Origin of the sequence: Pseudomonas sp. (genome assembly GCF_041601375.1) — a bacterium.
Taxonomy (GTDB): Bacteria; Pseudomonadota; Gammaproteobacteria; order Pseudomonadales; family Pseudomonadaceae; genus Aquipseudomonas.
Map to the genome: position 1 here is coordinate 21,072 of NZ_JBFIIG010000006.1, position 23,765 is coordinate 44,836.

Sequence of the window (23,765 nt, forward strand, 5' to 3'; positions counted from 1 at the left end):
GCATAACACTTGCTCTCAACCCTTTGAACACGGATTGAACTCCGATTAGTGACGGATAATTGGCATGGCTAAGAAAGACGCGGCGCAAGACCCGGCAGGCGCCGAGGCGAAACCGGCCGGTAAGTTGAAGCTCATCATCCTGATTGTCGTGGCCCTGCTCCTGGCTGCGGGGCTGTCGGTGGGCGGCACCTGGTTCTTCCTCAGCAAGGGCGAGGCCAAGAGTGAGGTCGCGACGGAGTCCGCAGAACCTGCGGTGCCCGTCAAGCAAATGGCGATCTACGAAGAGTTAGTGCCGGCGTTCGTGGTCAACTTCACCCATAACGGTCGGCCGCGCTACATGCAGGTCAGTATTGCTCTGCTGGTGCGTGACCAGGCGGCGCTCGATGCGCTCAAGGTGCACATGCCGGTGCTGCGCAACCGTCTGGTGATGTTGTTCTCCAATCAGGAGTTCGAGTCGTTGATCACCCCGGTGGGCAAGGAAATGCTGCGACAGCAGGCGACGGCCAGCGTGCAGGAACTGGCGCAGCAGGAGACGGGTAACGTAACCGTCGAGCAAGTGCTGTTCACCAACCTGGTGCTGCAATAGGGCATGTTCAGCGCGCCAGCGTGAACAGTCTTTCAAGACCCTAGAGGGGAGCTCCACATGGCTGTGCAAGACCTGCTTTCCCAAGATGAAATCGATGCGCTGCTGCACGGTGTCGATGACGGCTTGGTCGAGACCGAGGACGAGGCCGAACCGGGGAGCGTCAAGCAATATGACCTGACCAGTCAGGACCGGATTGTCCGTGGGCGCATGCCGACCCTGGAAATGATCAACGAGCGCTTCGCCCGCTACACCCGCATCAGCATGTTCAATCTGCTGCGCCGCTCGGCGGATGTGGCAGTCGGCGGCGTGCAGGTGATGAAGTTCGGCGAGTACGTGCATTCGCTGTATGTGCCGACCAGCCTCAACCTGGTCAAGATGAAGCCGCTGCGTGGCACCGGCCTGTTCATCCTCGATGCCAAGCTGGTGTTCAAGCTGGTCGACAACTTTTTCGGTGGCGACGGTCGTCACGCCAAGATCGAAGGCCGTGAATTCACCCCCACCGAACTGCGTGTGGTGCGCATGGTGCTCGATCAGGCATTCATCGATCTCAAGGAGGCCTGGCACGCGGTGCTGGACATCAACTTCGAGTACGTCAACTCAGAGGTCAATCCGGCCCTGGCCAACATCGTCAGCCCCAGCGAAGTGATAGTGGTGTCGACCTTCCATATCGAGCTGGACGGCGGTGGCGGCGACCTGCACATCACCATGCCCTATTCGATGATCGAGCCGATTCGCGAAATGCTCGATGCCGGTTTCCAGTCCGATGTCGACGATCAGGACGAGCGCTGGATCAAGTCCCTGCGCGAAGACATCCTCGACGTCAGCGTGCCGCTCGGCGCCACTGTGGCCAAGCGCCAACTGCGGCTGCGCGACATCCTGCACATGCAGCCGGGCGATGTGATTCCGGTGGATATTCCCGACAACGTAATCATGCGTGCCAATGGCGTCCCGACCTTCACGGTCAAGCTCGGCGCACATAAAGGCAACCTGGCGCTACAAGTGCTAGAGCCCATCGACCGCCAGCGCTGACAGGCTGTCATTGCACAGCACCGCGCTCGCCCAACCCGCTACCAGCCAGCCGAGGACATACGATGGCAGACGAGAATGAACAGACCACCCCCGAGGAGCAGGCGCTGGCCGACGAGTGGGCAGCCGCCTTGTCCGAATCCGGCGACGACGCCAGTCAGGATGATATCGATGCCATGCTAGCCGTCGGTGGGGCGGCTGCGCCAGCTGCGCCACGCGCGCCCATGGAAGAGTTTGGCAGCGTGCCCAAGGGCAATCTACCGGTCAACCTGGACGGGCCGAATCTCGATGTGATTCTCGATATTCCGGTGTCGATTTCCATGGAGGTCGGCAACACCGATATCACCATCCGCAACCTGCTGCAGCTCAACCAGGGTTCGGTGATCGAACTCGATCGGCTCGCTGGCGAGCCGCTCGATGTGCTGGTCAACGGTACCCTGATCGCCCACGGCGAAGTGGTGGTGGTCAACGAGAAGTTCGGCATCCGCCTGACCGACGTGATCAGCCCCAGCGAGCGGATCAAGAAACTGCGTTAACCGGTCGTTGAACAACTCCCTAGGTTGCGGCCGTTTTTGCCTGGTCTTGGCGGCCTCGCCGAGATTTTTCAGCGACTTGTCAAGACGCCGACAGAGCCCGATCATGCACAGATTTTTTGCTATTCCCCTGTTCCTGCCGTTCACCGCCCTGGCCGCCGAGCCGGCCGCACAAGCGGCCGCGCCCATGGCCGGCAGTGGCATCGCCGGGCAACTGGTGCAGTTGCTGCTCGGCCTGCTGCTGGTGATCGGCTTGATTTTCCTGCTCGCCTGGCTGATGCGCCGGGTGCAGCAGCTAGGCCCGCGCGGCGGCCAGGTGATCAAGATAGTCGCCAGCCAGGCCCTGGGGCCGCGCGATCGGCTGGTGCTGGTGCAGGTCGGCGGCGAGCAGTTGCTCCTGGGGCTGACGCCGGGGCGTATCGCGCCCTTGCATGTGCTGAAAGAGCCGGTGCACTTGCCTGACGGCGAGCCGGCCTCGACCGAGTTCGCCCAGCGCCTGATGGAGCTGCTGGGCAAGGATCAGAAGGACAAGTCGTGATGAGCGCACTGCGCCTGCTGCTGGTTCTGCTGTTCTCCCTGCTCGCCCCCATGGTCTTCGCTGGCGAGGTGTTTGCCGCCGACAATCCGTTGTCGATCCCGGCGATCACCCTGAGTACCGATGCCGAAGGCCAGCAGGAGTATTCGGTCAGCCTGCAGATCCTGTTGATCATGACGGCGCTGAGTTTCATTCCGGCCTTCGTCATGCTGATGACCAGTTTCACCCGCATCATCATCGTGTTCTCCATCCTGCGTCAGGCTCTGGGCCTGCAACAGACGCCGTCCAACCAGATTCTCGTCGGCCTGGCACTGTTTCTCACCCTGTTCATCATGGCGCCGGTGTTCGAGCAGATTAATGAAGAGGCCTTGCAGCCTTATCTCAGCGAGCAATTGCCGGCCCAGGAGGCGATTGCCAAGGCCGAGGTGCCGCTGAAGAACTTCATGCTGGCGCAGACCCGCGAAAGCGATCTGGAGCTGTTCATGCGCCTGTCCAAGCGCAACGATATCGCCAGCCCGGAAGACACGCCCCTGGTCATCCTGGTCCCGGCGTTCGTCACCTCCGAGCTGAAGACGGCGTTCCAGATCGGCTTCATGATCTTCATCCCGTTCCTGGTGATCGACCTGGTGGTGGCCAGTATCCTCATGGCCATGGGCATGATGATGCTCTCGCCGCTGATCATTTCCCTGCCGTTCAAGATCATGCTGTTCGTCCTCATCGATGGCTGGGCGCTGATCATGGGCACCCTCGCCGCCAGCTTCGGAGGGACCTAGGCATGACGCCCGAGGTAGCCGTCGACCTGTTTCGCGAGGCGCTGTGGCTGACCGCGACCATAGTCGCGATCATCGTCGTGCCCAGCCTGCTGGTCGGCTTGCTGGTCGCCATGTTCCAGGCCGCGACCCAGATCAACGAACAGACCCTGAGCTTCCTGCCGCGCCTGCTGGTGATTTTGGTCACCCTGATCGTCGCCGGGCCCTGGCTGGCCCAGCGCATGATCGAGTACACGGAGAATCTGATCATGAATATTCCTATGCTGATCGGCTGACATGCTGGAACTGAGCGATGCGCAGATCGGCGGCTGGGTGAGCAGCTTTCTCTTGCCGTTGTTTCGTATCGCCGCGTTATTGATGACCATGCCGATCATCGGCACGCAGCTGGTGCCGCTGCGCGTGCGCCTGTATCTGGCGCTGGCGATCTGCCTGGTGTTGCTGCCCAACCTGCCGGCGATGCCGCAGGTCGAGGCGCTGAGCCTGCCGACGTTTATCCTGATCGCCCAGGAAGTGCTGATCGGGGTGATGCTGGGTTTTACCTTGCAGCTGTTCTTCCATGCCTTCGTCATCGCCGGGCAGATAGTGGCAACACAGATGGGCCTGGGCTTCGCTTCCATGGTCGATCCGGCCAACGGCATCTCGGTGGCGGTGATCGGGCAGTTTCTGCTGATGCTGGTGACCTTGCTGTTCCTCGCCATGAACGGCCATCTGGTGGTCTTCGAGGTGCTGGCCGAGAGTTTCGTCACCCTGCCGGTTGGTGGCGGCTTCCTGGTCGAGCACTACTGGCAGTTGGCCAATAAACTGGGCTGGGTGATAGGTGCGGCGCTGATTCTGGTGTTGCCGGCGATTACCGCGCTGCTGGTGGTCAACCTGGCCTTCGGGGTGATGACCCGCGCCGCGCCGCAGCTGAACATTTTCTCCATCGGTTTTCCGCTGACCCTGGTCGTGGGATTGGTAATCCTCTGGATTGGCATGGCCGATATTCTTGCGCAGTACCAGGTGTTCGCCAGCGAAGCCCTGCAACTGCTGCGCGAAATGGCGCGGGCGGGGTAGACCATGGCCGAATCGGAGAGCGGTGCCGATAAAAGCGAGGAGCCCACGGAGAAACGCCTGCGCGAATCCCGTGAGAAAGGCCAGATCGCCCGCTCCCGCGAGCTCAATACCCTGGCGATCATGCTGGCCGGGGCCGGTGGCTTATTGGCCTTCGGCGGCAGCCTGGGCAGTGCCTTGCTGTCGATCATGGGCGGCAACTTCTCCCTGGCGCGCGAGACGATCATGGACGAGCGCTCCATGACGATCTGGCTGCTGGCTTCCGGCAAAGTCGCCGTGGATGCCCTGGTGCCCTTGCTTCTGGCCTTGCTGATCGCCTCCATAGTCGGTCCGATCGCCCTGGGCGGCTGGCTGTTCTCGGCCAAGGCGATGGCGCCCAAGATGAGCCGGATGAACCCGGGGGCGGGGCTCAAGCGGATGTTCTCGGCCAAGGCGCTGGTCGAATTGCTCAAGGCACTGGCCAAATTCACCCTGGTGCTTACGGTGGCGCTGGTGGTGCTGGCCGCCAATGTCGACGACCTGCTGGCGATAGCCCATGAGCCGTTGCAGTCGGCCATCATGCACGCCGCCCAGGTGGTCGGCTGGAGCGCGTTGTGGATGGCCTGTGCGCTGGTGCTGATTGCGGCGGTGGATGTGCCGTTCCAGCTCTGGGACAACAAGCAGAAGATGATGATGACCAAGCAGGAGGTGCGCGACGAATACAAGGACAGCGAGGGCAAGCCCGAGGTCAAACAGCGTATTCGCCAGCTGCAGCGCGAGATGGCCGAGCGGCGCATGATGCAGGCCGTGCCGCAGGCGGATGTGGTGATCACCAACCCGACTCACTTCGCCGTGGCCCTGAAGTACGACCCGAGCAAAGGCAGCGCGCCGGTGTTGCTGGCCAAGGGCGGCGACTTTACCGCCTTGAAGATTCGCGAGATCGCCCAGGAGCACAAGGTCATGCTGCTGGAGTCGCCGGCCCTGGCGCGTGCGGTGTTCTATTCCACCGAACTGGACCAGGAGATTCCGGCCGGCCTGTACCTGGCCGTGGCCCAGGTGCTGGCCTACGTCTACCAGATCCGCCAGTACCAGGCCGGCAAGGGCAAGCGCCCGGCACCGCTGCCGGACCTGCCGATCCCGTCGGATTTACGCCGCGACGAGTAGGGCGGGTGCAACCTGCCGTTGCCGGCGTGGCGGGTTGCACCCGCCCTACAGCTAATTCCCTCCACCCGACATGGCGTCAGCAGGCCCGGTGCCGCGATGGGTTACGCCGCGCCCGAACAGCGGTCTTGAGCGAATATCGGCTCAGCGGCTCAACCCAGCCTGCGAATGGTTCGGACAAAGTTGGACAGCTTCTTGCAAACCCTCGGCAAGGGCGCGGTCAGCGTCAAAAGATTGAATTGGCTGGGGTAGGGATGTGGCAGTAGATCGCTCGCAAATGGTCGGTAACGTGCGCAGCAACCTCTCCGGGTTGCGCGAGGGTAATCTGGGCATTCCCCTGATGCTGCTGGTCATGCTCGGCATGGTCATGCTGCCGATTCCGCCGTTCCTGCTCGACGTGTTGTTCACCTTCAGCATCGCCCTGTCGATCGTGGTGCTGCTGGTCGGCATCTATGCCTTGCGCCCGCTGGATTTCGCGGTGTTCCCGACCATCCTGCTGGCGGCGACCTTGCTGCGCCTGGCGCTGAACGTCGCCTCCACCCGCGTGGTGTTGCTCAACGGGCATGACGGTCATGGCGCGGCGGGGCAGGTGATTCAGGCCTTCGGCGAGGTGGTGATCGGCGGCAACTACGTGGTCGGTATCGTGGTGTTCGCCATCCTCATGATCATCAACTTCGTGGTGGTGACCAAGGGCGCCGGGCGGATTTCCGAGGTCAGCGCCCGCTTCACCCTGGACGCCATGCCCGGCAAGCAGATGGCCATCGACGCGGATCTGAATGCCGGCCTGATCGATCAGGCGGAAGCCAAGACGCGTCGTTCCGAGGTCTCCCAGGAGGCCGACTTCTATGGCTCGATGGACGGTGCCAGCAAGTTCGTCCGTGGCGATGCCATCGCCGGTCTGCTGATCCTGTTCATCAACCTGATCGGTGGCATCGCCATCGGCATCTTCCAGCACGACCTGAGCTTCGCCGATGCCGGCAAGGTCTACACCCTGCTGACCATCGGCGACGGCCTGGTCGCCCAGATCCCCTCGCTGCTGCTGTCGACTGCCGCGGCGATCATGGTCACCCGCGTCTCCAGCTCGGAAGACATGGGTGCCCAGGTCGGCCGGCAGATGTTCGCCTCGCCGCGCGCCCTGGCCGTGGCGGCGGCGATCATGATCGCCATGGGCCTGGTGCCCGGCATGCCGCACTTTTCCTTTATCAGCCTGGGCCTTGCCGCCGCGGCTGGCGCCTACTGGATCGCCAACAAGCAGCGCAAGGTCAAGGAAGAGGAGGTGCACGAGGTGCAGCGTCAGCAGGAACTGCTGCCGGCCCAGCGTGCCCAGGAGGTCAAGGAGCTCGGCTGGGACGACGTCATGCCGGTGGACATGGTTGGCCTGGAGGTCGGCTACCGGCTGATTCCGCTGGTCGACCGCAACCAGGGCGGCCAGTTGCTCGCGCGGATCAAGGGCGTGCGCAAGAAGCTCTCGCAGGAGATGGGCTTTCTCATGCCCTCGGTGCATATCCGCGACAACCTCGACCTGCAGCCCAGCGCCTATCGCCTGACCCTGATGGGGGTCAGCGTGGCCGAGGCCGAGGTCTACCCGGACCGCGAATTGGCGATCAACCCGGGCCAGGTATTCGGCAGCCTCAACGGGGTTGCCGCCAAGGATCCGGCGTTCGGCCTGGAGGCGGTCTGGATCGATCCGGGCCAACGAGATCAGGCGCAATCGCTGGGCTACACCGTGGTCGATGCCAGCACCGTGGTCGCCACCCACCTCAACCAGGTCTTGCACAAGCACGCGCACGAGCTGCTGGGGCACGAGGAGGTCCAGCAGCTCATGCAGTTGCTGGCCAAGAGCTCGCCGAAGCTGGCCGAAGAGCTGGTGCCGGGTCTGGTCTCGCTGTCGACCCTGCTCAAGGTGCTGCAGGCGCTGCTGCAGGAACAGGTGCCGGTGCGCGACATCCGCACCATCGCCGAAGCCATCGCCAACGTGGCGCCGAAGAGTCAAGATCCCGCCGCGATGGTCGCGGCGGTGCGGGTCGCCCTGGCTCGCGCCATCGTGCAAAGCATCGTGGGACTAGAGCTGGAGCTGCCTGTGATCACCCTCGAGCCAAGGCTGGAACAGATATTGCTAAACAGTCTACAGAAGGCCGGTCAAGGCTCCGAGGAGGGCATCCTCCTGGAGCCGGGCATGGCCGAGAAGTTGCAGCGTTCCCTGGTGGAAGCAGCGCAGCGCCAGGAAATGCTCGGCAAACCGGTGATCCTACTGGTAGCCGGTCCGGTTCGGGCGATGCTCTCGCGGTTTGCACGGTTGGCAGTGCCGAGTGTGCACGTGCTGGCTTACCAGGAAATCCCGGACAACAAGCAGGTCACCATCGTCGCAACGGTGGGGCAGAATTAACCGAGGTAACAGGCCATGCAGGTCAAACGCTTTTTCGCTGCCGATATGCGCCAAGCCATGAAGCTGGTTCGCGACGAGCTGGGTGCGGACGCCTCGATCATCGGCAACCGCCGGGTTGCTGGCGGCGTCGAGCTGACTGCCGCTCTGGACTACCAGATTCCCGCCGCTCCTGCCCGCCAGCCGAACGCTGCACTGGAAGCCGAGCTGCTTCAGACCCAGGCCCGTATCGCCTCGGCCCAGGCCGAGCTGGTGACGCGCAGCCAAGCCGACGCCAGCAAGGATCGCCAGTTGCTCGCCGAAGAGCCGGCGGCGCCGCTTGACAGCCTGGATAGCACGCTGCGCATGGCCGCGCCGGCACCGATGACGACCGGCGACCAGGGCGCGCTCGAGGCCATGCGCTCCGAACTGCACGGCTTGCGTGAGTTGCTCGAGGTGCAACTCGGCTCCATGGCCTGGGGCCAGATGCAGACGCGTCGGCCGCAGCAGGCCAACCTGTGGCGGCGTCTGCAGCGCATGGGCTTGCCCGCCGAGTTGTCGCGGGTGTTGCTCGAACGCGTGGCGAATGTCGCCGAGCCGCGCCAGGCCTGGGGCATGTTGCTCGCCCACCTGGCCCATGCGATTCAGACGCCGCAGCAGGAGCCGCTGGAAGAGGGCGGGGTGATTGCCCTGGTCGGTCCGGCCGGCATGGGTAAAACCACCACCCTGGCCAAGCTGGCCGCGCGTTACGTGCTCAAGTACGGCGCCCAGCATGTCGCCCTGGTCAGCCTGGACAGCTATCGGATCGGCGCCCAGGAGCAACTGAAGACCCTGGGGCGGATTCTCAATGTGCCGGTGACCCTGGTCGATCCGGGGCAGTCGTTGACCCAGGCCCTGGCGCCCTTGGCGCGCAAGCGCGTGGTGCTGATTGATAGCGCCGGCCTGCCGGCCAGCGATCCCGCCCTGCACATGCAGCTGGAGACCCTGGCCAGTCGCGGCATCAAGGCCAAAAATTACCTGGTTCTGGCCGCTACCAGCCAGAATCAGGTGCTCAAGGCGGCCTACCACAGCTACAAGCGTTGCGGCCTTTCCGGCTGCATCCTGACCAAACTGGATGAGGCCACCAGTCTGGGCGAGGTTTTAGGTCTGGCTATTGGCCAGCGTCTACCGGTAGCCTATCTGACCGATGGACCGCGGATTCCGGATGATCTGCAGGTGCCACGCAGTCACCAGCTGGTGAGCCGCGCGGTGGGCCTGCAAAGCGCCGAGAATCCGAGCGAAGATACGATGGCCGAGATGTTTGCCGGGCTTTATCAACATCCGGCGCGGCGCGCCGGTTAACAGACCACTGCGGCAGTGGTTCAGCGATAGGCGGCAATGCGTGGTGCCCGGCAGAGACTTGGCGCAGGACACGCAGCCACATGGTTCCAGTCGAAGTCAGACAAGGTGTGTAGATAACATGGGTATGCATCCCGTACAGGTGATTGCGGTGACCGGCGGCAAGGGTGGCGTCGGCAAGACCAATGTGTCGGTGAATCTGGCGCTGGCGCTGGCTGACCTCGGTCGGCGGGTGATGGTGATGGACGCCGACCTGGGCCTGGCCAACATCGACGTACTGCTGGGCCTGACGGCCAAACGCACGCTGGCCGATGTGATCAGTGGCGAGTGCGAACTGCGTGATGTGGTGCTGCAAGGCCCCGGCGGCATTCGTATCGTGCCCGCGGCCTCCGGCACGCAAAGCATGGTGCAGCTCTCGCCCATGCAGCATGCCGGCCTTATCCAAGCCTTCAGCGACATCAGCGAAAACCTCGATGTCTTGATCATCGATACGGCTGCCGGTATTGGCGACTCGGTGGTCAGTTTCGTCCGCGCCGCCCAGGAAGTGTTGGTGGTGGTGTGTGACGAGCCGACTTCGATCACGGACGCCTATGCCCTGATCAAGCTGCTCAACCGCGACCATGGCATGAGCCGTTTCCGCGTGCTGGCGAATATGGCGCACAGTCCACAGGAAGGCCGCAACCTCTTTGCTAAGCTGACCAAGGTTACCGATCGCTTCCTCGATGTCGCGCTGCAATACGTCGGCGCGGTGCCTTACGACGAGTCGGTACGCAAGGCCGTGCAGAAGCAGCGTGCGGTCTACGAAGCTTTCCCGCGTTCGAAGTGTTCCCTGGCGTTCAAGGCAATTGCCCAGAAAGTCGATGCCTGGCCGCTACCGGCCAATCCGCGCGGCCATCTGGAGTTTTTCGTCGAACGTCTGGTGCAGCAACCGGCCGCGGATACGGCCATATGACAGCAGCTTCTGGACTCCGTATGTACAGCAAGGCTCAGACCCAGGACGCCCAGCACCAATTGATCGAGCGCCATGCGCCCCTGGTCAAGCGGATTGCCTATCACTTGTTGGCGCGTTTGCCGGCCAACGTGCAGGTGGACGATTTGATCCAGGCCGGGATGATCGGCCTGCTCGAAGCCTCGAAGAAATACGACTCCAGCAAGGGTGCCAGTTTCGAAACATTCGTCGGCATCCGCATTCGCGGCTCGATGCTCGACGAGGTGCGCAAGGGCGATTGGGCGCCGCGTTCGGTGCACCGCAACAGCCGCATGGTCAGTGACGCAATTCGGGTAATTGAGGCCAAAACCGGTCGCGACGCTAAAGATCAAGAGGTTGCGGCCGAACTCCAATTGAGTCTCGAGGATTACTACGGCATTCTTGGCGACACTTTGGGCAGCCGCCTGTTCAGTTTCGACGATCTGTTGCAGGACGGCGAACATGGCGGGCTGCACGAAGACGCCGGCTCCACCCATCCCGAACCCTCGCGAGAACTGGAGGAAGAGCGCTTCCAGGCGGCGTTGGCCGATGCCATCGGCCACTTGCCCGAACGGGAGCGGTTGGTGTTGGCGCTGTATTACGATGAGGAATTGAATCTCAAGGAAATAGGCGAGGTTCTGGGGGTTAGCGAATCGCGCGTCAGCCAGTTGCATAGCCAGTGTGCCGCACGCTTGCGGGCACGCCTGGGTGAATGGCGAGCGCGCTGAGCCGGTAAATCAGCAGACCCTTGAAGTGTTGCAAGCGCAGTGGTTTTGCAGCGGCCTGTCAGGCCGGTTTCACGATATAAGGCGTGCCCAGGTGCTGGGTTCGTTTGGGACTGTACGGAGGTCGACTTGGACAAAAACATGAAAATCCTCATCGTTGACGACTTTTCAACGATGCGCCGGATCATCAAGAACCTCCTGCGCGATTTGGGGTTTACCAATACCGCAGAGGCCGATGACGGCACCACTGCACTGCCGATGCTGCACAGCGGCAGTTTCGATTTTCTGGTGACTGACTGGAATATGCCAGGCATGACCGGGATCGACTTGTTGCGTGCGGTGCGCGCCGACGAGCGCCTGAAGCACCTGCCGGTGTTGATGGTGACCGCCGAAGCCAAACGCGATCAGATCATCGAGGCCGCACAAGCCGGAGTGAATGGCTATGTGGTAAAACCGTTCACAGCCCAGGTGCTGAAAGAAAAGATCGAAAAGATCTTCGAGCGGGTCAACGGCTGATGTCTGCCGCGAGGGCACTATGGAACATGATGAATCCGCTCAGGGTGATTTCGAGTCGACCCTGAAAACTCACGCCCGCCAATTGGTAGAGAGCCTGGAACACGGCGATTTTGGCGAAGCGGTGCAACTGATCAACGATCTCAACAAGGTGCGCGACCGTGGTCTGTATCACGAGGTCGGCAAGCTGACGCGCGAGCTGCATAACGCCATCGTCAATTTTCAGCTCGATCCACGGGTGCCGCATGCCAAGGAAGTGTCGCAAATCACCGACGCGACCGAACGCCTGAACTATGTGGTGACGATGACCGAGAATGCGGCCAATCGCACCATGGATCTGGTCGAACTGAGTTCACCGCTGGTCAACGGCATCGGTGCCGAGGCGCAGAACCTGAGTGCCGACTGGGGTCGTTTCATGCGTCGGGAAATGGGCGCCGAGGGCTTCCGTGACCTGGCCAAGCGGATCGAACTGTTCCTCGCCAACAGCGAGCGCGACAGCGTCCAGGTGTCCGCCCATCTCAACGATATTCTGCTCGCGCAGGACTATCAGGATTTGACCGGCCAGGTGATCAAGCGGGTGACCCAACTGGTCACCGAAGTGGAAAGCAACCTGCTCAAACTGGTGCTGATGGCCAGTCAGGTCGACCGTTTTGCCGGTATCGAGCATGACCACGCCGTGCTGCGTGCTGAACAAGAACAACAAAAACAGCCTTCCCACGGTGAAGGTCCGCAGATTCATGCCGATAAGCGTGAAGACGTCGCATCCAATCAGGACGACGTCGACGATCTGCTTTCCAGCCTGGGATTTTAGGAGCACGTCTATGAGCTTCGGCGCCGATGAAGAAATCCTCCAGGACTTCCTGGTGGAGGCCGGCGAGATTCTTGAACTACTGTCCGAGCAGCTGGTGGAGCTTGAAAGCCGCCCGGACGACATGAATCTGCTCAACGCTATTTTTCGCGGGTTTCATACCGTCAAAGGTGGCGCCGGTTTTCTCCAGCTCAATGAGCTGGTGGAATGCTGCCATATCGCAGAAAACGTCTTCGACATCCTGCGCAAGGGTGAGCGGCGCGTCGACTCCGAGTTGATGGATGTAGTGCTGGAAGCGCTCGATGCGGTCAATGGCATGTTCACCGAGGTGCGTGAGCGCGTCACCCCGACGCCGGCCACCCGGGAGTTGCTGGCCGCCCTGGCGCGTCTGGCCGAGCCGGCTGCGGTCGTTACGCCCGAGCCGCCCAGCGTCGAAGTCGTTGCCGAGGCGCCAGCGGTGGCCTCTGGCGATATCACCGACAGCGAATTCGAGCAGTTGCTCGACGCGCTGACCGATTCGCCTGGCCAGGTGGCGAGTACCAGCGCTGGCAGTGACGAAATCAGCGATGACGAGTTCGAGTCGCTGCTCGATGAGCTGCATGGCAAAGGGCAGTTCGCTCCGCCGCCAGTGGTCGCCAATGTCGCGCTGCAGCCAGCAGCGGGCGCTGCCGGCGACGAGATCAGTGACGACGAATTCGAGGCGCTGCTCGACCAGTTGCATGGCAAGGGCCAGTTCGCTGCACCCGCTGTACCCGCTGCCGCCGTGGCGCCGCCGGTCGCAGCGCCCGTCGCCGCCGCTGGTGATGAAATCAGCGACGACGAGTTCGAGGCGCTGCTCGATCAGCTGCATGGCAAGGGCAAGTTTGTCGAGCCGGCCGCGACCGCCAAGGCGTCCGCGGCCGCTCCGGCCAAACCAGCTGCGCCCGCACAGCCCTTGGCCAAACCCGAGGTCAAGGTTGCCCCGCCGAAAGCGCCGCCGGCTGCCGCCGTCGCCGACAAGGCGCAAGCGCCCAGCGAAGCGGAAACCACCGTACGGGTGGATACCGCGCGCCTGGACGAGATCATGAACATGGTCGGCGAACTGGTGCTGGTGCGTAACCGCCTGGTGCGCCTGGGCTCCAATAGCGGCGACGAGGCCATGGCCAAGGCCGTGTCCAACCTCGACGTGGTCACCGCGGACCTGCAGACGGCGGTGATGAAGACCCGCATGCAGCCGATCAAGAAGGTCTTCGGCCGCTTCCCGCGCCTGGTCCGCGATCTGGCGCGCAGCCTGAAGAAAGAGATCAATCTGGAGCTGGTCGGCGAAGAAACCGACCTGGACAAGAACCTGGTCGAGGCGCTGGCCGATCCGCTGGTGCACTTGGTGCGCAACGCCGTCGACCATGGCATCGAAACCCCGCAAGAGCGCGAGGCCGCGGGCAAGTCGCGCGGCGGCAAGGTGGTGCTCTCGGCCGAACAGGAAGGCGACCACATCCTTCTGTCGATCTCCGATGATGGCAAGGGTATGGATGCCGATGTGCTGCGCGCCAAGGCCGTGGAGAAGGGCCTGCTGGACAAGGACGCGGCCGACAGGCTCAACGAGTTCGAGTGCTACAACCTGATCTTCGCCCCGGGCTTCTCGACCAAGGCCGAGATCTCCGACGTGTCCGGCCGCGGGGTTGGCATGGACGTGGTCAAGACCAAGATTTCCCAGCTCAACGGCACGGTCAACGTGTTCTCGGTCCAGGGCCAGGGCTCGAAGATCGTCATCAAGGTGCCGCTGACCCTGGCGATCATGCCGACCCTGATGGTGATGCTGGGCAACCAGGCTTTCGCTTTCCCGCTGGTCAACGTCAACGAGATCTTCCACCTCGACCTGTCGCGCACCAATGTGGTCGATGGCCAGGAAGTGGTGATCGTACGCGACAAGGCGCTGCCGTTGTTCTACCTCAAGCGCTGGCTGGTGCGCAGCGCTGCCCATGAGGAGCAGGGCGAGGGCCATGTGGTGATTCTCACCGTGGGTAGCCAGCGCATCGGTTTCGTTGTCGATCAGCTGGTCGGTCAGGAAGAAGTGGTGATCAAACCATTGGGCAAAATGCTCCAGGGCACTCCGGGTATGTCTGGCGCTACCATCACCGGCGATGGACGCATCGCCCTGATTCTCGACGTGCCGAGCATGCTCAAGCGCTACGCGCGGCGCATCTGATTGTTCGCGGCGCCGATTCAGACGGCGTCGTTTAGGAGTGTTTATGCTGGTCAAGGTGTTGGTGGTGGACGATTCCGGCTTTTTTCGCCGGCGTGTTTCGGAAATTCTCTCTGCCGATCCGAATATCCAGGTGGTGGGTACGGCGACCAATGGGCGCGAAGCCATCGATCAAGCGTTGGCGCTCAAGCCCGATGTGATCACCATGGATTACGAGATGCCGATGATGGACGGCATCACCGCCGTCCGGAACATCATGCAGCGCTGCCCGACCCCGGTGTTGATGTTTTCCTCGCTGACCCACGAAGGCGCGCGCGTCACCCTGGATGCGCTGGATGCCGGGGCGGTGGACTTCCTGCCGAAGAACTTCGAGGACATCTCGCGAAACCCGGAGAAGGTCAAGCAACTGCTCTGCGAGAAGGTGCACAGCATCGCCCGCAGCAATCGCCGCGGCCTTGTTACGGCGCCAACGCCGAGGGCCAGTACGCCGGGAAAGCCGGCAGCGCTCAGTAGCCTCGCTCGTCCTGGCGTCGGCGTGCCTGCGCCAGCCGCCCCGGTTACTGCGCGCGCGAGTGCGCCCAAACGCAAAAAAGCCTACAAGCTGGTGGCCATCGGCACCTCGACCGGCGGGCCTGTGGCGCTGCAGCGGGTCCTGAGCCAGCTGCCGGCCAACTTCCCGGCGCCGCTGGTGCTGATCCAGCACATGCCCGCGGCTTTTACCAAGGCGTTTGCCGAGCGTCTGGACAAGCTGTGCCGGATCAGCGTCAAGGAGGCCGAGGACGGCGATCTGTTGCGCCCGGGGCTGGCGCTGCTGGCCCCGGGCGGCAAGCAGATGATGATCGATGGGCGCGGCGCCGTGAGGATTCTGCCGGGCGATGAGCGCCTGAACTACAAGCCCTGTGTCGACATCACCTTCGGTTCGGCGGCCAAGGCCTTTCACGACAAGGTGCTGGCGGTGGTCCTGACCGGTATGGGCGCCGATGGTCGCGAAGGCGCGCGCCTGCTCAAGCAGGGCGGCAGCCAGGTGTGGGCGCAGGACGAGGCCAGTTGCGTGATCTACGGCATGCCGATGGCGGTGGTCAAGGCCGATCTGGTGGACGCCATCTACGGCCTCGACGACATCGGTCGGCACCTGGCAGAGGCCTGCGTGTAATGGACGTGCTGAGCCTGATAGGGGTCATCCTGGCGTTCGTCGCCATTCTGGGTGGCAATTATCTGGAAGGTGGCCACGTCGCGGCGCTGCTCAATGGCCCGGCGGCGTTGATCGTGATCGGCGGCACCCTGGGCGCGGCCTTCCTGCAGGCGCCGGTCAGTGTGTTCAAGCGGGCCCTGGTGATCCTGCGCTGGATATTCTTTCCACCGCACATCGACCTGGTCGGCGGCATCGAGCGTGTCGTCGGCTGGAGCATGACCGCGCGTAAGGAGGGCCTGCTCGGCCTGGAGACGGTGGCCGATGCCGAGACCGATCCCTATGCGCGCAAGGGCTTGCAGTTGCTGGTCGATGGTGCCGAGCCCGAAGCCGTGCGCAGCATCCTCGAGGTCGACCTGTACACCCAGGAGGGCCGCGATATCCAGGCCGCCAAGGTCTACGAAAGCATGGGTGGCTACGCGCCGACCATCGGCATCATCGGTGCGGTGATGGGCCTGATCCATGTGATGGGCAATCTGGCCGATCCGAGCAAGCTCGGCAGCGGCATTGCCGTGGCCTTTGTCGCCACCATCTACGGGGTCGGTTTCGCCAACCTGCTGCTGCTGCCCATTGGCAACAAGCTCAAGGCCGTCGCCCAGCGTCAGTCGCGCTACCGCGAGATGCTGCTGGAGGGTATTCTGTCGATCGCCGAAGGTGAAAACCCGCGCTCCATCGAGTTGAAGCTGCAAGGCTTCATGGAGTAACCATGGCTCGTCGCAGGCACCAGGAAGAGCATGAGAACCATGAGCGCTGGCTGGTCTCCTACGCGGACTTCATTACCCTGTTGTTCGCCTTTTTCGTGGTGATGTATTCGATGTCCTCGGTCAACGAGGGCAAGTACAAGATTCTCTCGGACAGCCTGACCGGGGTGTTCAACCAGCCCGACCGGGCGATCAAGCCCATCCCCGTGGGCGATCTGCGCCCGCGCACCACCGAGCCGGATCGTGCGCTGGTCGATGAAGACGAGCCGGTCGGCCAGGCGACGGACTCTCTGCAGAGCATCGTCGACAGTATGCGTCAGGCGTTTGCCGGGTTGATCGACTCCAAGCAACTGAAAGTGAGCGGCAACGAGTTGTGGGTCGAGATCGAGCTCAGTTCCAGCCTGTTGTTCCCCAGTGGCGATGCCTTGCCGAACAATGCGGCCTTCGACCTTATCGAGAAGATTGCCAAAATTCTGGCGCCTTACGAGAATCCGGTGCATGTCGAGGGCTTTACCGACAACCTGCCGATTAAAACCGCGCAGTACCCGACCAACTGGGAGTTGTCGGCAGCCCGGGCGGCCAGCATCGTGCGCATGCTCGCCATGGATGGGGTCAACCCCGGGCGGTTGGCGTCGGTGGGCTATGGTGAGTTTCAGCCCGTGGCGGATAACGCCACGGCCGATGGCCGGGCACGTAACCGGCGGGTGGTGCTGGTGGTGTCGCGCAACCTCGATGTGCGCCGCAGCGTGAGTGGTGTGGGCAGTTCCAATGCCCGCCCCGATAGCGCCTTGCAGCGGGCTGGCACGCAACCTGCACCACCGCCAGCAGTGCAGGCCCCGTCAGCGGGTGCCGTCAATCCTCCGTCGTTTGCCCCCTAGGGCGGCGCCCGTTCTCGGTAGGTCTGGATCATGCCGGAAGGACAAGCAAGATGAGAGTCTGGGCAGTAGCCAATCAAAAGGGTGGTGTTGGCAAGACCACCACCGCCATCGCCTTGGCCGGCCTGCTGGCCGATGCCGGTAAGCGCGTGGTCGTGGTCGATCTCGATCCCCACGGCTCGATGACCAGTTATTTCGGCCACGATCCGGACGCGCTGGAGCACAGCTGCTTCGACCTGTTCCTGCATCAGGGCGCGGTGCCTGAGGGGTTGCCGAAGCAACTGCTGCTGCCCACCAGTCACGAGCGCATAGCCCTGTTGCCATCGAGCACCGCCTTGGCCACGCTCGAGCGTCAATCGCCCGGGCAGAGTGGTTTGGGCCTGGTCATCGCCAAGAGCCTGGCGCAGTTATGGCAGGGCTACGACCATGCGGTGATCGACAGTCCGCCGTTGCTGGGCGTGCTGATGGTCAATGCGCTGGCGGCCAGCCAGCATCTGGTGATCCCGGTGCAGACCGAGTTTCTCGCGGTCAAGGGCCTGGAGCGCATGGTCAGCACCCTGGCGATGATCAACCGGTCGCGCAAGCAGGCGTTGCCCTACAGCATAGTGCCGACCCTGTTCGACCGGCGTACCCAGGCCTCGCTGAGCACCTTGCGCCTGCTGCGCGACAGCTATCCCGAACACCTGTGGCCGGCCTATATTCCGATCGACACGCGCTTGCGCGATGCCAGCCGCGCAGGCCGCACGCCCTCGCAGTTCGACCCCAGCAGCCGCGGTGTACTGGCCTATCGGGCGCTGCTCAAGCACCTGTTGGCGCAGCAGTTGGCGGCGCAGGTGGCTTGAGATGAGGGGCTATGTCGAGTCGAAGCGTTCAAGTATGCCGCCACTGCGGCCGATAGGTTGTACAGGCTATTTTTGCGGATTCCATCTATGAGTCGTCCCGTCGCCACCGCCACCCGTCCCCAGCTGGCCTTGCAGTCCTACCTGGACAGCTTGCTGCGGGAGGCCGCAGTCGAGTTGGTCGAGAGCAGCCTCGACGAGTTCGAGGCCGCGGTGCTGGAGGAGCAGGCGCGCGATGCCGGCCTGTTCTCCACTTTAACCGTGCAGGCGCTGGCGGAGTCGCCGGTTGTCGTGCCGCCGATCGAGCCGGCGCCTGCGGTCGTTGCTCATCCGGTGTCGGTTGAGTCGGTAATCGAGATCAATCTGCCCGCCGCGGCGCCGAATCCGCTGCTCGGCTTGCAGCCGGGAGAGCGGCCGGAGTGGGCGCAAGAGCCGTTCGAATGCCTGCTGTTCGATGTCGCCGGCCTGACCCTGGCCGTGCCGCTGGTGTGCCTGGGTTCGATCTTTCCGCTGGCGGGGCAGGAATTGACGCCATTATTTGGCCAGCCGGACTGGTTTCTCGGCATACTGCCGTGCCAGGCCGGCAATCTGAAAGTCCTGGATACCGCGCGCTGGGTCATGCCTGACCGTTATCGCGACGATTTTCGCCAGGGTTTGCAGTATGTGATTTCGGTCGAAGGCTATGAATGGGGCCTGGCCGTGCATCAGGTCAGTCGCTCGATTCGCCTGGACCCGAGCGAGATCAAGTGGCGCACCCAGCGCACGCAGCGACCTTGGCTGGCGGGCACCGTGATCGAACACATGTGCGCCTTGCTGGATGTGACGGCCCTGGCCGAGCTGATTGCCAGTGGCGCGGCCAAGCGCATGGTCAAGGGCCAGGTTCACTGATTGAGAGATAACGGGCTCGCCCTCGCGGCGGGCCTGACGGATGATGACCAGCGGTTTGAACCGCGCACGCCGCACAGTGCGGCTTACGACGAGGCTAGGGATATGATTAAGAATTCTGCACAGGGCGCTGAAGATCCCATCCTGCAATGGGTGACCTTTCGCCTGGACAATGAAACCTATGGCATCAATGTGATGCAGGTTCAGGAAGTGCTGCGCCATACCGAGATTGCGCCGGTGCCGGGTGCGCCGAGCTATGTGCTGGGCATCATCAACCTGCGCGGCAATGTGGTGACGGTGATCGACACCCGCCAGCGCTTCGGCCTGGACTCGGCGGCGGTGACCGACAACACCCGCATCGTGATCATCGAGGCGGACAAGCAAGTGGTCGGCATCATGGTCGACAGCGTGGCCGAGGTGGTCTATCTACGCCAGTCCGAGGTGGAGACCGCGCCGAATGTCGGCAACGACGAGTCGGCCAAGTTCATCCAGGGCGTGTGCAACAAGAACGGCGAGCTGCTGATTCTGGTCGAGCTGGACAAGATGATGAGCGAAGAAGAGTGGTCCGAGCTGGAGAGTATCTAGTGTCTCGACGCATGAGTTTGGCAGAGAGATGGCGAGTGGTTTTTGTTGTCTGGCAAGGCGCCGTGACGAGTCATAGCTTGCTATGGGGAGCGGCAACGCCGCATGGTCGGGGCGCCGAACCGAGCAAAAGACGCCGCCAGAATTTGTCCGAAACTTGTGTGTCGAGATACTGACCATGCTCGAGATCGCGCTGATCCTGCTCGGGCTGGTGTGCCTGGGGTTGGTCGGCACCTGCGTCTGGCTGGTCATGCAGCAGCGCCACCTGGCGTTGCTGCAGGCCGAACGGGACGCGGCGCGCGATCTGCGGATCAAGGAGCTGGGTAAACGCCTGGATATCTATCTGGCCGGTAGCGTGCGCATGGGTGAAGAGCTGCACGAACTGCGGCAGGTCGTAGCACCGTTACCGGACAAGCTCAGCCAGATCGAGCAGCGCGACCCCAGCAGTCTGTCGTTCACCCAGGCCGCGCGCCTGGTCGGCCTGGGTGCCAGTGTCGATGACCTGACCCAGTCCTGCGGGCTGAGCAAGGCCGAGGCGGAGCTGATCACTAAGCTCAATCAGCCGAGAAACCGCTAGTGTCGCGTCAACGTTGAAATGTCGGTTAAGCGCGGTATTACCCATGTACCGCGAATCCTTTTAGGGTGGGTTACGCGGCGCGCCACGATGGCGGTGTCCGATCCGCGCCGCTAACCTGCGCGGCACGACCTAGGCGGCCCCAGCCACCCTACAGTGAAGCGACATTTCAGGATTGACACGACACCAGTAAGCGCTTGCGTCGCCCGGACTGCCTCCGGGCCGCAGGCGCTGCCTGCTAGCGGGGTGGGCCGTCGAGTAGCGCTAGCGGCGGGGTGATGTCGCTGTCACGCTTATCGCTCTGGAAGCCCGGCGGGCACTTGCCCTTCAGGTGCCAGGCAAAGGCGATGATCTCGGCAATGCAGCGGTACAGTTGCTCGGGGATTGCCTCGCCCAGTTCAAGGCGTGCCAGCAGGCGCACCAGATCGGCATTCTCGTAGATCGGTACTTCATATTCGCGGGCGATTGCCAGGATCGCTTCGGCCAGCTCGTCATCGCCCTTGGCGCTGAGGCTGGGCGCATTCTGCCCGTCATAGGTCAGGGCGATGGCTTGGCGCGGAGCTGGTTTTTTCATGCGGTTTCATCAACCCAGCGTTGTTCCAGACTGGTTCTCGGTCCCTGGGGTGGCGTGCCTTGATTGCACGCCAGTTCGCCGACGGTCAGGCCGGCGGCGGTCAGACGTTCACGCAGGGTGTTCAGCTCGGCGTCGATCAGGCTGGCGGTGCGCGGGCGTTCGGCCCATAGTTGGCTGGACAGGCTGCCGCGCGCCAGTTGCGCCTGGACTTGCAGCGGGCCCAGCGGTTCCAGGTCGAAGGCCAGTTCGACCTTCCACAGCGCTTCCTGCTGTTCGTTGCCGGGCGACTTCTGCGGCTCTTCGTGCTGGATTTTCACCTGCAGGGGCACCAGTTCGCGCTGGTCGCGCATGGGCAGCTCCAGTTGCCAGGTGGTCAGCAGGTTGCCGTCCGGGCCGACCTGGCTCTGCGCCAGGCTGGACAGTTGGTGAGTTTGCAGGCGCGAGACGGCGGCGGCGGCCAGTTTCAGCAGGGTCTGCAGATCGGCGTCTCCCTCCATCGCCTGCAGCAGGCGCGATGGCAGGGGGAAGCGCAAGGCCTGTTGGCGTGCGCTGGCTTGGCCGAGGGAGCCGAGGATGTCGCGGGCGAATGCCGGCAGGGCCTGGGCCATGGCGGCGCTGGCATTGGCCGTGGCCAGCGGTGCGCCGCTCGCCAAGCTGGGCAGCAACTGGCTGATCAGGCGCAGCAGGTTGGCTTTCATGTCCGCCGGCAGGGCCTGGCCCTGACCGCCGAGCAGTTTGCTTTCGAGGAACAAGCCGCTGTTTTCCAGGGCCAGGCTCAGCCCCTTGCCGGTACTCAGCTGGGCGGCATCGGGCAGGGCGTTGAACAGCTTGTCGATGCTGGTACGCAGACCCTCCGGCAGGGCCTCCTTGCCCCCTGCGCCTTGCAGGGCCTTGAACAAGCCTTCCAGCGAGCCCTGGCGGTTTTGCTGGCTGGCCAGTTGCTGGCTCAATTCGAGCTGATCCAGACGCCCGCTGAGGGGCAGGAAATTCAGGGCCTGGCTGCCTTGCACCTGCGCGCTGAGCAGGCTGCCGAGGGGCAGGGCCAAGGGGGTTTCCAGCGACAGCTTGCTGCCCGCCAGCGGGGTGTTGAGCAGGCTCACGACCACCTTGTAGAGCGCCTGCTGTGATTTCGCCTGGACCAGTTGCTCGCGCGTCACGACCTTGCCTTGCAGTAGGGTGCCGACCGGCAGTTGCTCGAGATCCAGGCTGGTCAGGGCTTTTTCGCCGCCGGCCAGCAGCGCCACGGCCAGGCGGCTGTCCGCCAGTGCCGTGACCATCAGGGCGGTGCCTTGGGCGAGGGGACGCGGGCTGCTGGCCTGCAGGGTCGCCTGGCGACCATTGTCCAGCGTCAGTTTGAGCAGCAGTTGGAAACTGTGCGCCACTTCCTTGAGGGCAACCACTTCGGCCTTGGCGCTCTCGCCGCTGGCCAGCAGGCCTTGCAGCGGCTGCAGCAGCTTGAGCGCCAGATCGCTGGCCGGCGCGCTGGCACGGCTGCTCGGTGGTGTCGGCGCTATCGGGCGGGAACTGCTGATTTCGCTCATTGGCGGGTTACACCCTGTCGAAAATGCCCACTGCGGGGGGCAGGGCATGGCATGTATAATCGCGCCCCGTCTGGGTCGGCTGCGCATTTAACTTGCGTCAGTATAGCGGCCGGGGCACTGCCGACTTGAACCGCTTTTTAGGTAAATATGCCGTGACCAGCCCTCTTCTTGAAGCCGTGGCGCTCTCCTGTGAGCGGGATTGGCGCATGTTGTTCGAGCGGCTCGAGTTGCGTTTGGCGGCCGGTGAGATGTTGCAGGTTTGCGGTCCCAACGGCAGTGGCAAGACCAGTCTGCTGCGTTTGCTCGCCGGGCTGATGCAGCCGACGGCCGGAGAAGTCCGTCTGAATGGGCAGCCGCTGGGCTCGCAGCGCAGCGAGCTGGCACGCAATCTGTTGTGGATTGGCCATGCCGCCGGGATCAAGGGTCTGCTCACTGCCGAAGAAAACCTGGCCTGGTTGTGTGCGCTGCATCGTCCGGCCGAACGCACGGCGATCTGGCAGGCGCTGGAGGCCGTTGGCCTGCGCGGTTTCGAGGATGTGCCCTGTCATACCCTGTCTGCCGGCCAGCAGCGTCGTGTCGCGCTGGCCCGCTTGTATCTGGACGGGCCGCCGTTGTGGATCCTCGATGAACCTTTCACCGCCCTCGACAAGCTCGCGGTGGCGCAACTGGAAAACCACCTGGCGTGGCACTGCGAAATGGGTGGTCTGGTGTTGCTGACTACCCACCATACGCTGACGGTAAAGCCCGCCGGTTACCGCGAGCTTGATCTGGGGCAGCGTATTCTATGAGCAATGTGTTCAGTTTATTGGTCGCGCGCGAAGCGCGACTGTTGTTTCGCCGGCCTGCCGAGCTGGCCAATCCGCTGGTGTTCTTCGCCATCGTGATCGCGCTGTTTCCGTTGGCCGTGGGGCCGGAGACCCAGTTGTTGCAAACCCTGTCGCCAGGCCTTGTGTGGGTGGCGGCATTATTGGCTGTCTTGCTCTCGCTGGATGGCATGTTTCGCAGCGATTTTGAGGATGGCTCGCTGGAGCAGTGGGTCCTTTCGCCGCACCCCTTGCCTCTTCTGGTATTGGCCAAGGTACTGGCAAACTGGCTGTTTTCTGGCCTGGCCCTGGTGCTGCTGGCGCCCTTGCTGGCCCTGATGCTCGGTTTGCCCGGGCGTTGCCTGCCGGTGCTGCTGCTCTCGCTGCTGCTCGGCACGCCGGTGCTGAGCCTGCTCGGCGCAGTCGGTGCGGCGCTGACGGTGGGCCTCAAGCGTGGCGGCCTGCTGCTGGCGCTGCTGATTCTGCCGCTGTATATCCCGGTGCTGATTCTTGGCAGCGGGGCGTTGCAAGCCAGCCTGCAAGGATTGCCGGCGGTTGGTCACCTGCTGTGGCTGGCCAGCCTCACCGCGTTGGCGGTGACCTTGACACCTTTTGCGATTGCCGCCGGTCTGACGATTAGTGTCGGCGAGTGATCTACAACCGTGCT

At 63.2% G+C, this 23,765-nt stretch carries 26 protein-coding genes; 24 read left to right on the plus strand and 2 right to left on the minus strand.

Going from position 1 to position 23,765, the window contains the following annotated elements; genetic code table 11:
* The first annotated feature begins 64 nt into the window (after nt 1-64).
* From fliL to ABZE94_RS01985, 22 genes are all read left to right on the plus strand, one after another.
* Nucleotides 65-586 carry a flagellar basal body-associated protein FliL gene (gene fliL, locus ABZE94_RS01880; protein ID WP_372873837.1) on the plus strand — a complete coding sequence of 174 codons (522 nt, stop codon included), beginning with the start codon at nt 65-67 and terminating at the stop codon, nt 584-586.
* Nucleotides 587-643: 57 nt separating this feature from the next.
* Nucleotides 644-1,615, plus strand: coding sequence for a flagellar motor switch protein FliM (gene fliM / locus ABZE94_RS01885; RefSeq protein ID WP_372873838.1), 972 nt, complete (start codon nt 644-646; stop codon nt 1,613-1,615).
* Nucleotides 1,616-1,677: 62 nt separating this feature from the next.
* Nucleotides 1,678-2,148, plus strand: coding sequence for a flagellar motor switch protein FliN (gene fliN, locus ABZE94_RS01890; protein ID WP_372873839.1), 471 nt, complete (start codon nt 1,678-1,680; stop codon nt 2,146-2,148).
* 103 nt (nt 2,149-2,251) lie between these two features.
* Complete coding sequence (gene fliO / locus ABZE94_RS01895; RefSeq protein ID WP_372873840.1) at nt 2,252-2,683, plus strand: flagellar biosynthetic protein FliO; 432 nt, start codon at nt 2,252-2,254, stop codon at nt 2,681-2,683.
* Nucleotides 2,683-3,453, plus strand: a complete 771-nt coding sequence (gene fliP, locus ABZE94_RS01900) for a flagellar type III secretion system pore protein FliP (protein ID WP_372873841.1) — start codon at nt 2,683-2,685, stop codon at nt 3,451-3,453. The genes fliO and fliP overlap by 1 nt, the downstream gene beginning before the upstream one ends.
* Nucleotides 3,454-3,455: 2 nt before the next feature.
* Nucleotides 3,456-3,725: a flagellar biosynthesis protein FliQ gene (gene fliQ / locus ABZE94_RS01905; RefSeq protein ID WP_372873842.1), complete on the plus strand. Its 270-nt coding sequence runs from the start codon at nt 3,456-3,458 to the stop codon at nt 3,723-3,725.
* Nucleotide 3,726: 1 nt separating this feature from the next.
* On the plus strand, nt 3,727-4,503 hold the full coding sequence (gene fliR, locus ABZE94_RS01910) for a flagellar biosynthetic protein FliR (protein ID WP_372873843.1): 777 nt from the start codon (nt 3,727-3,729) through the stop codon (nt 4,501-4,503).
* Nucleotides 4,504-4,506: 3 nt separating this feature from the next.
* Nucleotides 4,507-5,643 (plus strand): flagellar biosynthesis protein FlhB, encoded by a 1,137-nt coding sequence (flhB, locus tag ABZE94_RS01915; RefSeq protein ID WP_372873844.1) that lies wholly within the window; start codon nt 4,507-4,509, stop codon nt 5,641-5,643.
* Between the two features lie 274 nt (nt 5,644-5,917).
* Nucleotides 5,918-8,026, plus strand: coding sequence for a flagellar biosynthesis protein FlhA (gene flhA, locus ABZE94_RS01920; RefSeq protein WP_372873873.1), 2,109 nt, complete (start codon nt 5,918-5,920; stop codon nt 8,024-8,026).
* A 15-nt stretch (nt 8,027-8,041) separates the two neighbouring features.
* Nucleotides 8,042-9,343 (plus strand): flagellar biosynthesis protein FlhF, encoded by a 1,302-nt coding sequence (gene flhF / locus ABZE94_RS01925; RefSeq protein WP_372873845.1) that lies wholly within the window; start codon nt 8,042-8,044, stop codon nt 9,341-9,343.
* 118 nt (nt 9,344-9,461) lie between these two features.
* Nucleotides 9,462-10,292, plus strand: coding sequence for a flagellar synthesis regulator FleN (gene fleN, locus ABZE94_RS01930; protein WP_372873846.1), 831 nt, complete (start codon nt 9,462-9,464; stop codon nt 10,290-10,292).
* Complete coding sequence (fliA, locus tag ABZE94_RS01935) at nt 10,289-11,035, plus strand: RNA polymerase sigma factor FliA (protein ID WP_372873847.1); 747 nt, start codon at nt 10,289-10,291, stop codon at nt 11,033-11,035. Before fleN ends, fliA begins: the two co-directional genes overlap by 4 nt.
* Before the next feature lie 138 nt (nt 11,036-11,173).
* Nucleotides 11,174-11,548 (plus strand): chemotaxis response regulator CheY, encoded by a 375-nt coding sequence (locus ABZE94_RS01940; protein ID WP_170862135.1) that lies wholly within the window; start codon nt 11,174-11,176, stop codon nt 11,546-11,548.
* Between the two features lie 19 nt (nt 11,549-11,567).
* Nucleotides 11,568-12,356 carry a protein phosphatase CheZ gene (locus tag ABZE94_RS01945; RefSeq protein WP_372873848.1) on the plus strand — a complete coding sequence of 263 codons (789 nt, stop codon included), beginning with the start codon at nt 11,568-11,570 and terminating at the stop codon, nt 12,354-12,356.
* A 10-nt stretch (nt 12,357-12,366) separates the two neighbouring features.
* Nucleotides 12,367-14,538 (plus strand): chemotaxis protein CheA, encoded by a 2,172-nt coding sequence (locus ABZE94_RS01950; RefSeq protein WP_372873849.1) that lies wholly within the window; start codon nt 12,367-12,369, stop codon nt 14,536-14,538.
* A gap of 43 nt (nt 14,539-14,581) precedes the next feature.
* On the plus strand, nt 14,582-15,688 hold the full coding sequence (locus tag ABZE94_RS01955) for a chemotaxis response regulator protein-glutamate methylesterase (protein WP_372873850.1): 1,107 nt from the start codon (nt 14,582-14,584) through the stop codon (nt 15,686-15,688).
* The gene (locus ABZE94_RS01960; protein WP_318947662.1) at nt 15,688-16,428 is read left to right on the plus strand and encodes a flagellar motor protein; all 741 of its coding nucleotides are present in this window, start codon (nt 15,688-15,690) and stop codon (nt 16,426-16,428) included. The genes ABZE94_RS01955 and ABZE94_RS01960 overlap by 1 nt, the downstream gene beginning before the upstream one ends.
* Before the next feature lie 2 nt (nt 16,429-16,430).
* The gene (gene motD / locus ABZE94_RS01965) at nt 16,431-17,303 is read left to right on the plus strand and encodes a flagellar motor protein MotD (RefSeq protein ID WP_372873851.1); all 873 of its coding nucleotides are present in this window, start codon (nt 16,431-16,433) and stop codon (nt 17,301-17,303) included.
* Between the two features lie 50 nt (nt 17,304-17,353).
* Complete coding sequence (locus tag ABZE94_RS01970; RefSeq protein ID WP_372873852.1) at nt 17,354-18,142, plus strand: ParA family protein; 789 nt, start codon at nt 17,354-17,356, stop codon at nt 18,140-18,142.
* Nucleotides 18,143-18,229: 87 nt separating this feature from the next.
* Nucleotides 18,230-19,027: a CheW domain-containing protein gene (locus tag ABZE94_RS01975; RefSeq protein WP_372873853.1), complete on the plus strand. Its 798-nt coding sequence runs from the start codon at nt 18,230-18,232 to the stop codon at nt 19,025-19,027.
* Nucleotides 19,028-19,129: 102 nt separating this feature from the next.
* On the plus strand, nt 19,130-19,609 hold the full coding sequence (locus ABZE94_RS01980; protein WP_372873854.1) for a chemotaxis protein CheW: 480 nt from the start codon (nt 19,130-19,132) through the stop codon (nt 19,607-19,609).
* Between the two features lie 175 nt (nt 19,610-19,784).
* Nucleotides 19,785-20,183 carry a DUF2802 domain-containing protein gene (locus ABZE94_RS01985; protein ID WP_372873855.1) on the plus strand — a complete coding sequence of 133 codons (399 nt, stop codon included), beginning with the start codon at nt 19,785-19,787 and terminating at the stop codon, nt 20,181-20,183.
* A gap of 235 nt (nt 20,184-20,418) precedes the next feature.
* On the opposite strand, the gene ABZE94_RS01990 is transcribed toward ABZE94_RS01985, so the two are convergent.
* Nucleotides 20,419-20,754: an EscU/YscU/HrcU family type III secretion system export apparatus switch protein gene (locus ABZE94_RS01990; protein ID WP_372873856.1), complete on the minus strand. Its 336-nt coding sequence runs from the start codon at nt 20,752-20,754 to the stop codon at nt 20,419-20,421.
* Nucleotides 20,751-22,295 carry a flagellar hook-length control protein FliK gene (locus ABZE94_RS01995; RefSeq protein ID WP_372873857.1) on the minus strand — a complete coding sequence of 515 codons (1,545 nt, stop codon included), beginning with the start codon at nt 22,293-22,295 and terminating at the stop codon, nt 20,751-20,753. The genes ABZE94_RS01990 and ABZE94_RS01995 overlap by 4 nt, the downstream gene beginning before the upstream one ends.
* Before the next feature lie 152 nt (nt 22,296-22,447).
* Here ABZE94_RS01995 and ccmA point away from each other — a divergent pair, with 152 nt between their 5' ends.
* Complete coding sequence (gene ccmA, locus ABZE94_RS02000; RefSeq protein ID WP_300650390.1) at nt 22,448-23,083, plus strand: cytochrome c biogenesis heme-transporting ATPase CcmA; 636 nt, start codon at nt 22,448-22,450, stop codon at nt 23,081-23,083.
* Entirely contained in the window at nt 23,080-23,751 is a 672-nt protein-coding gene (ccmB, locus tag ABZE94_RS02005) for a heme exporter protein CcmB (RefSeq protein WP_238041682.1), read from the plus strand. The genes ccmA and ccmB overlap by 4 nt, the downstream gene beginning before the upstream one ends.
* Nucleotides 23,752-23,765 lie beyond the last annotated feature (14 nt).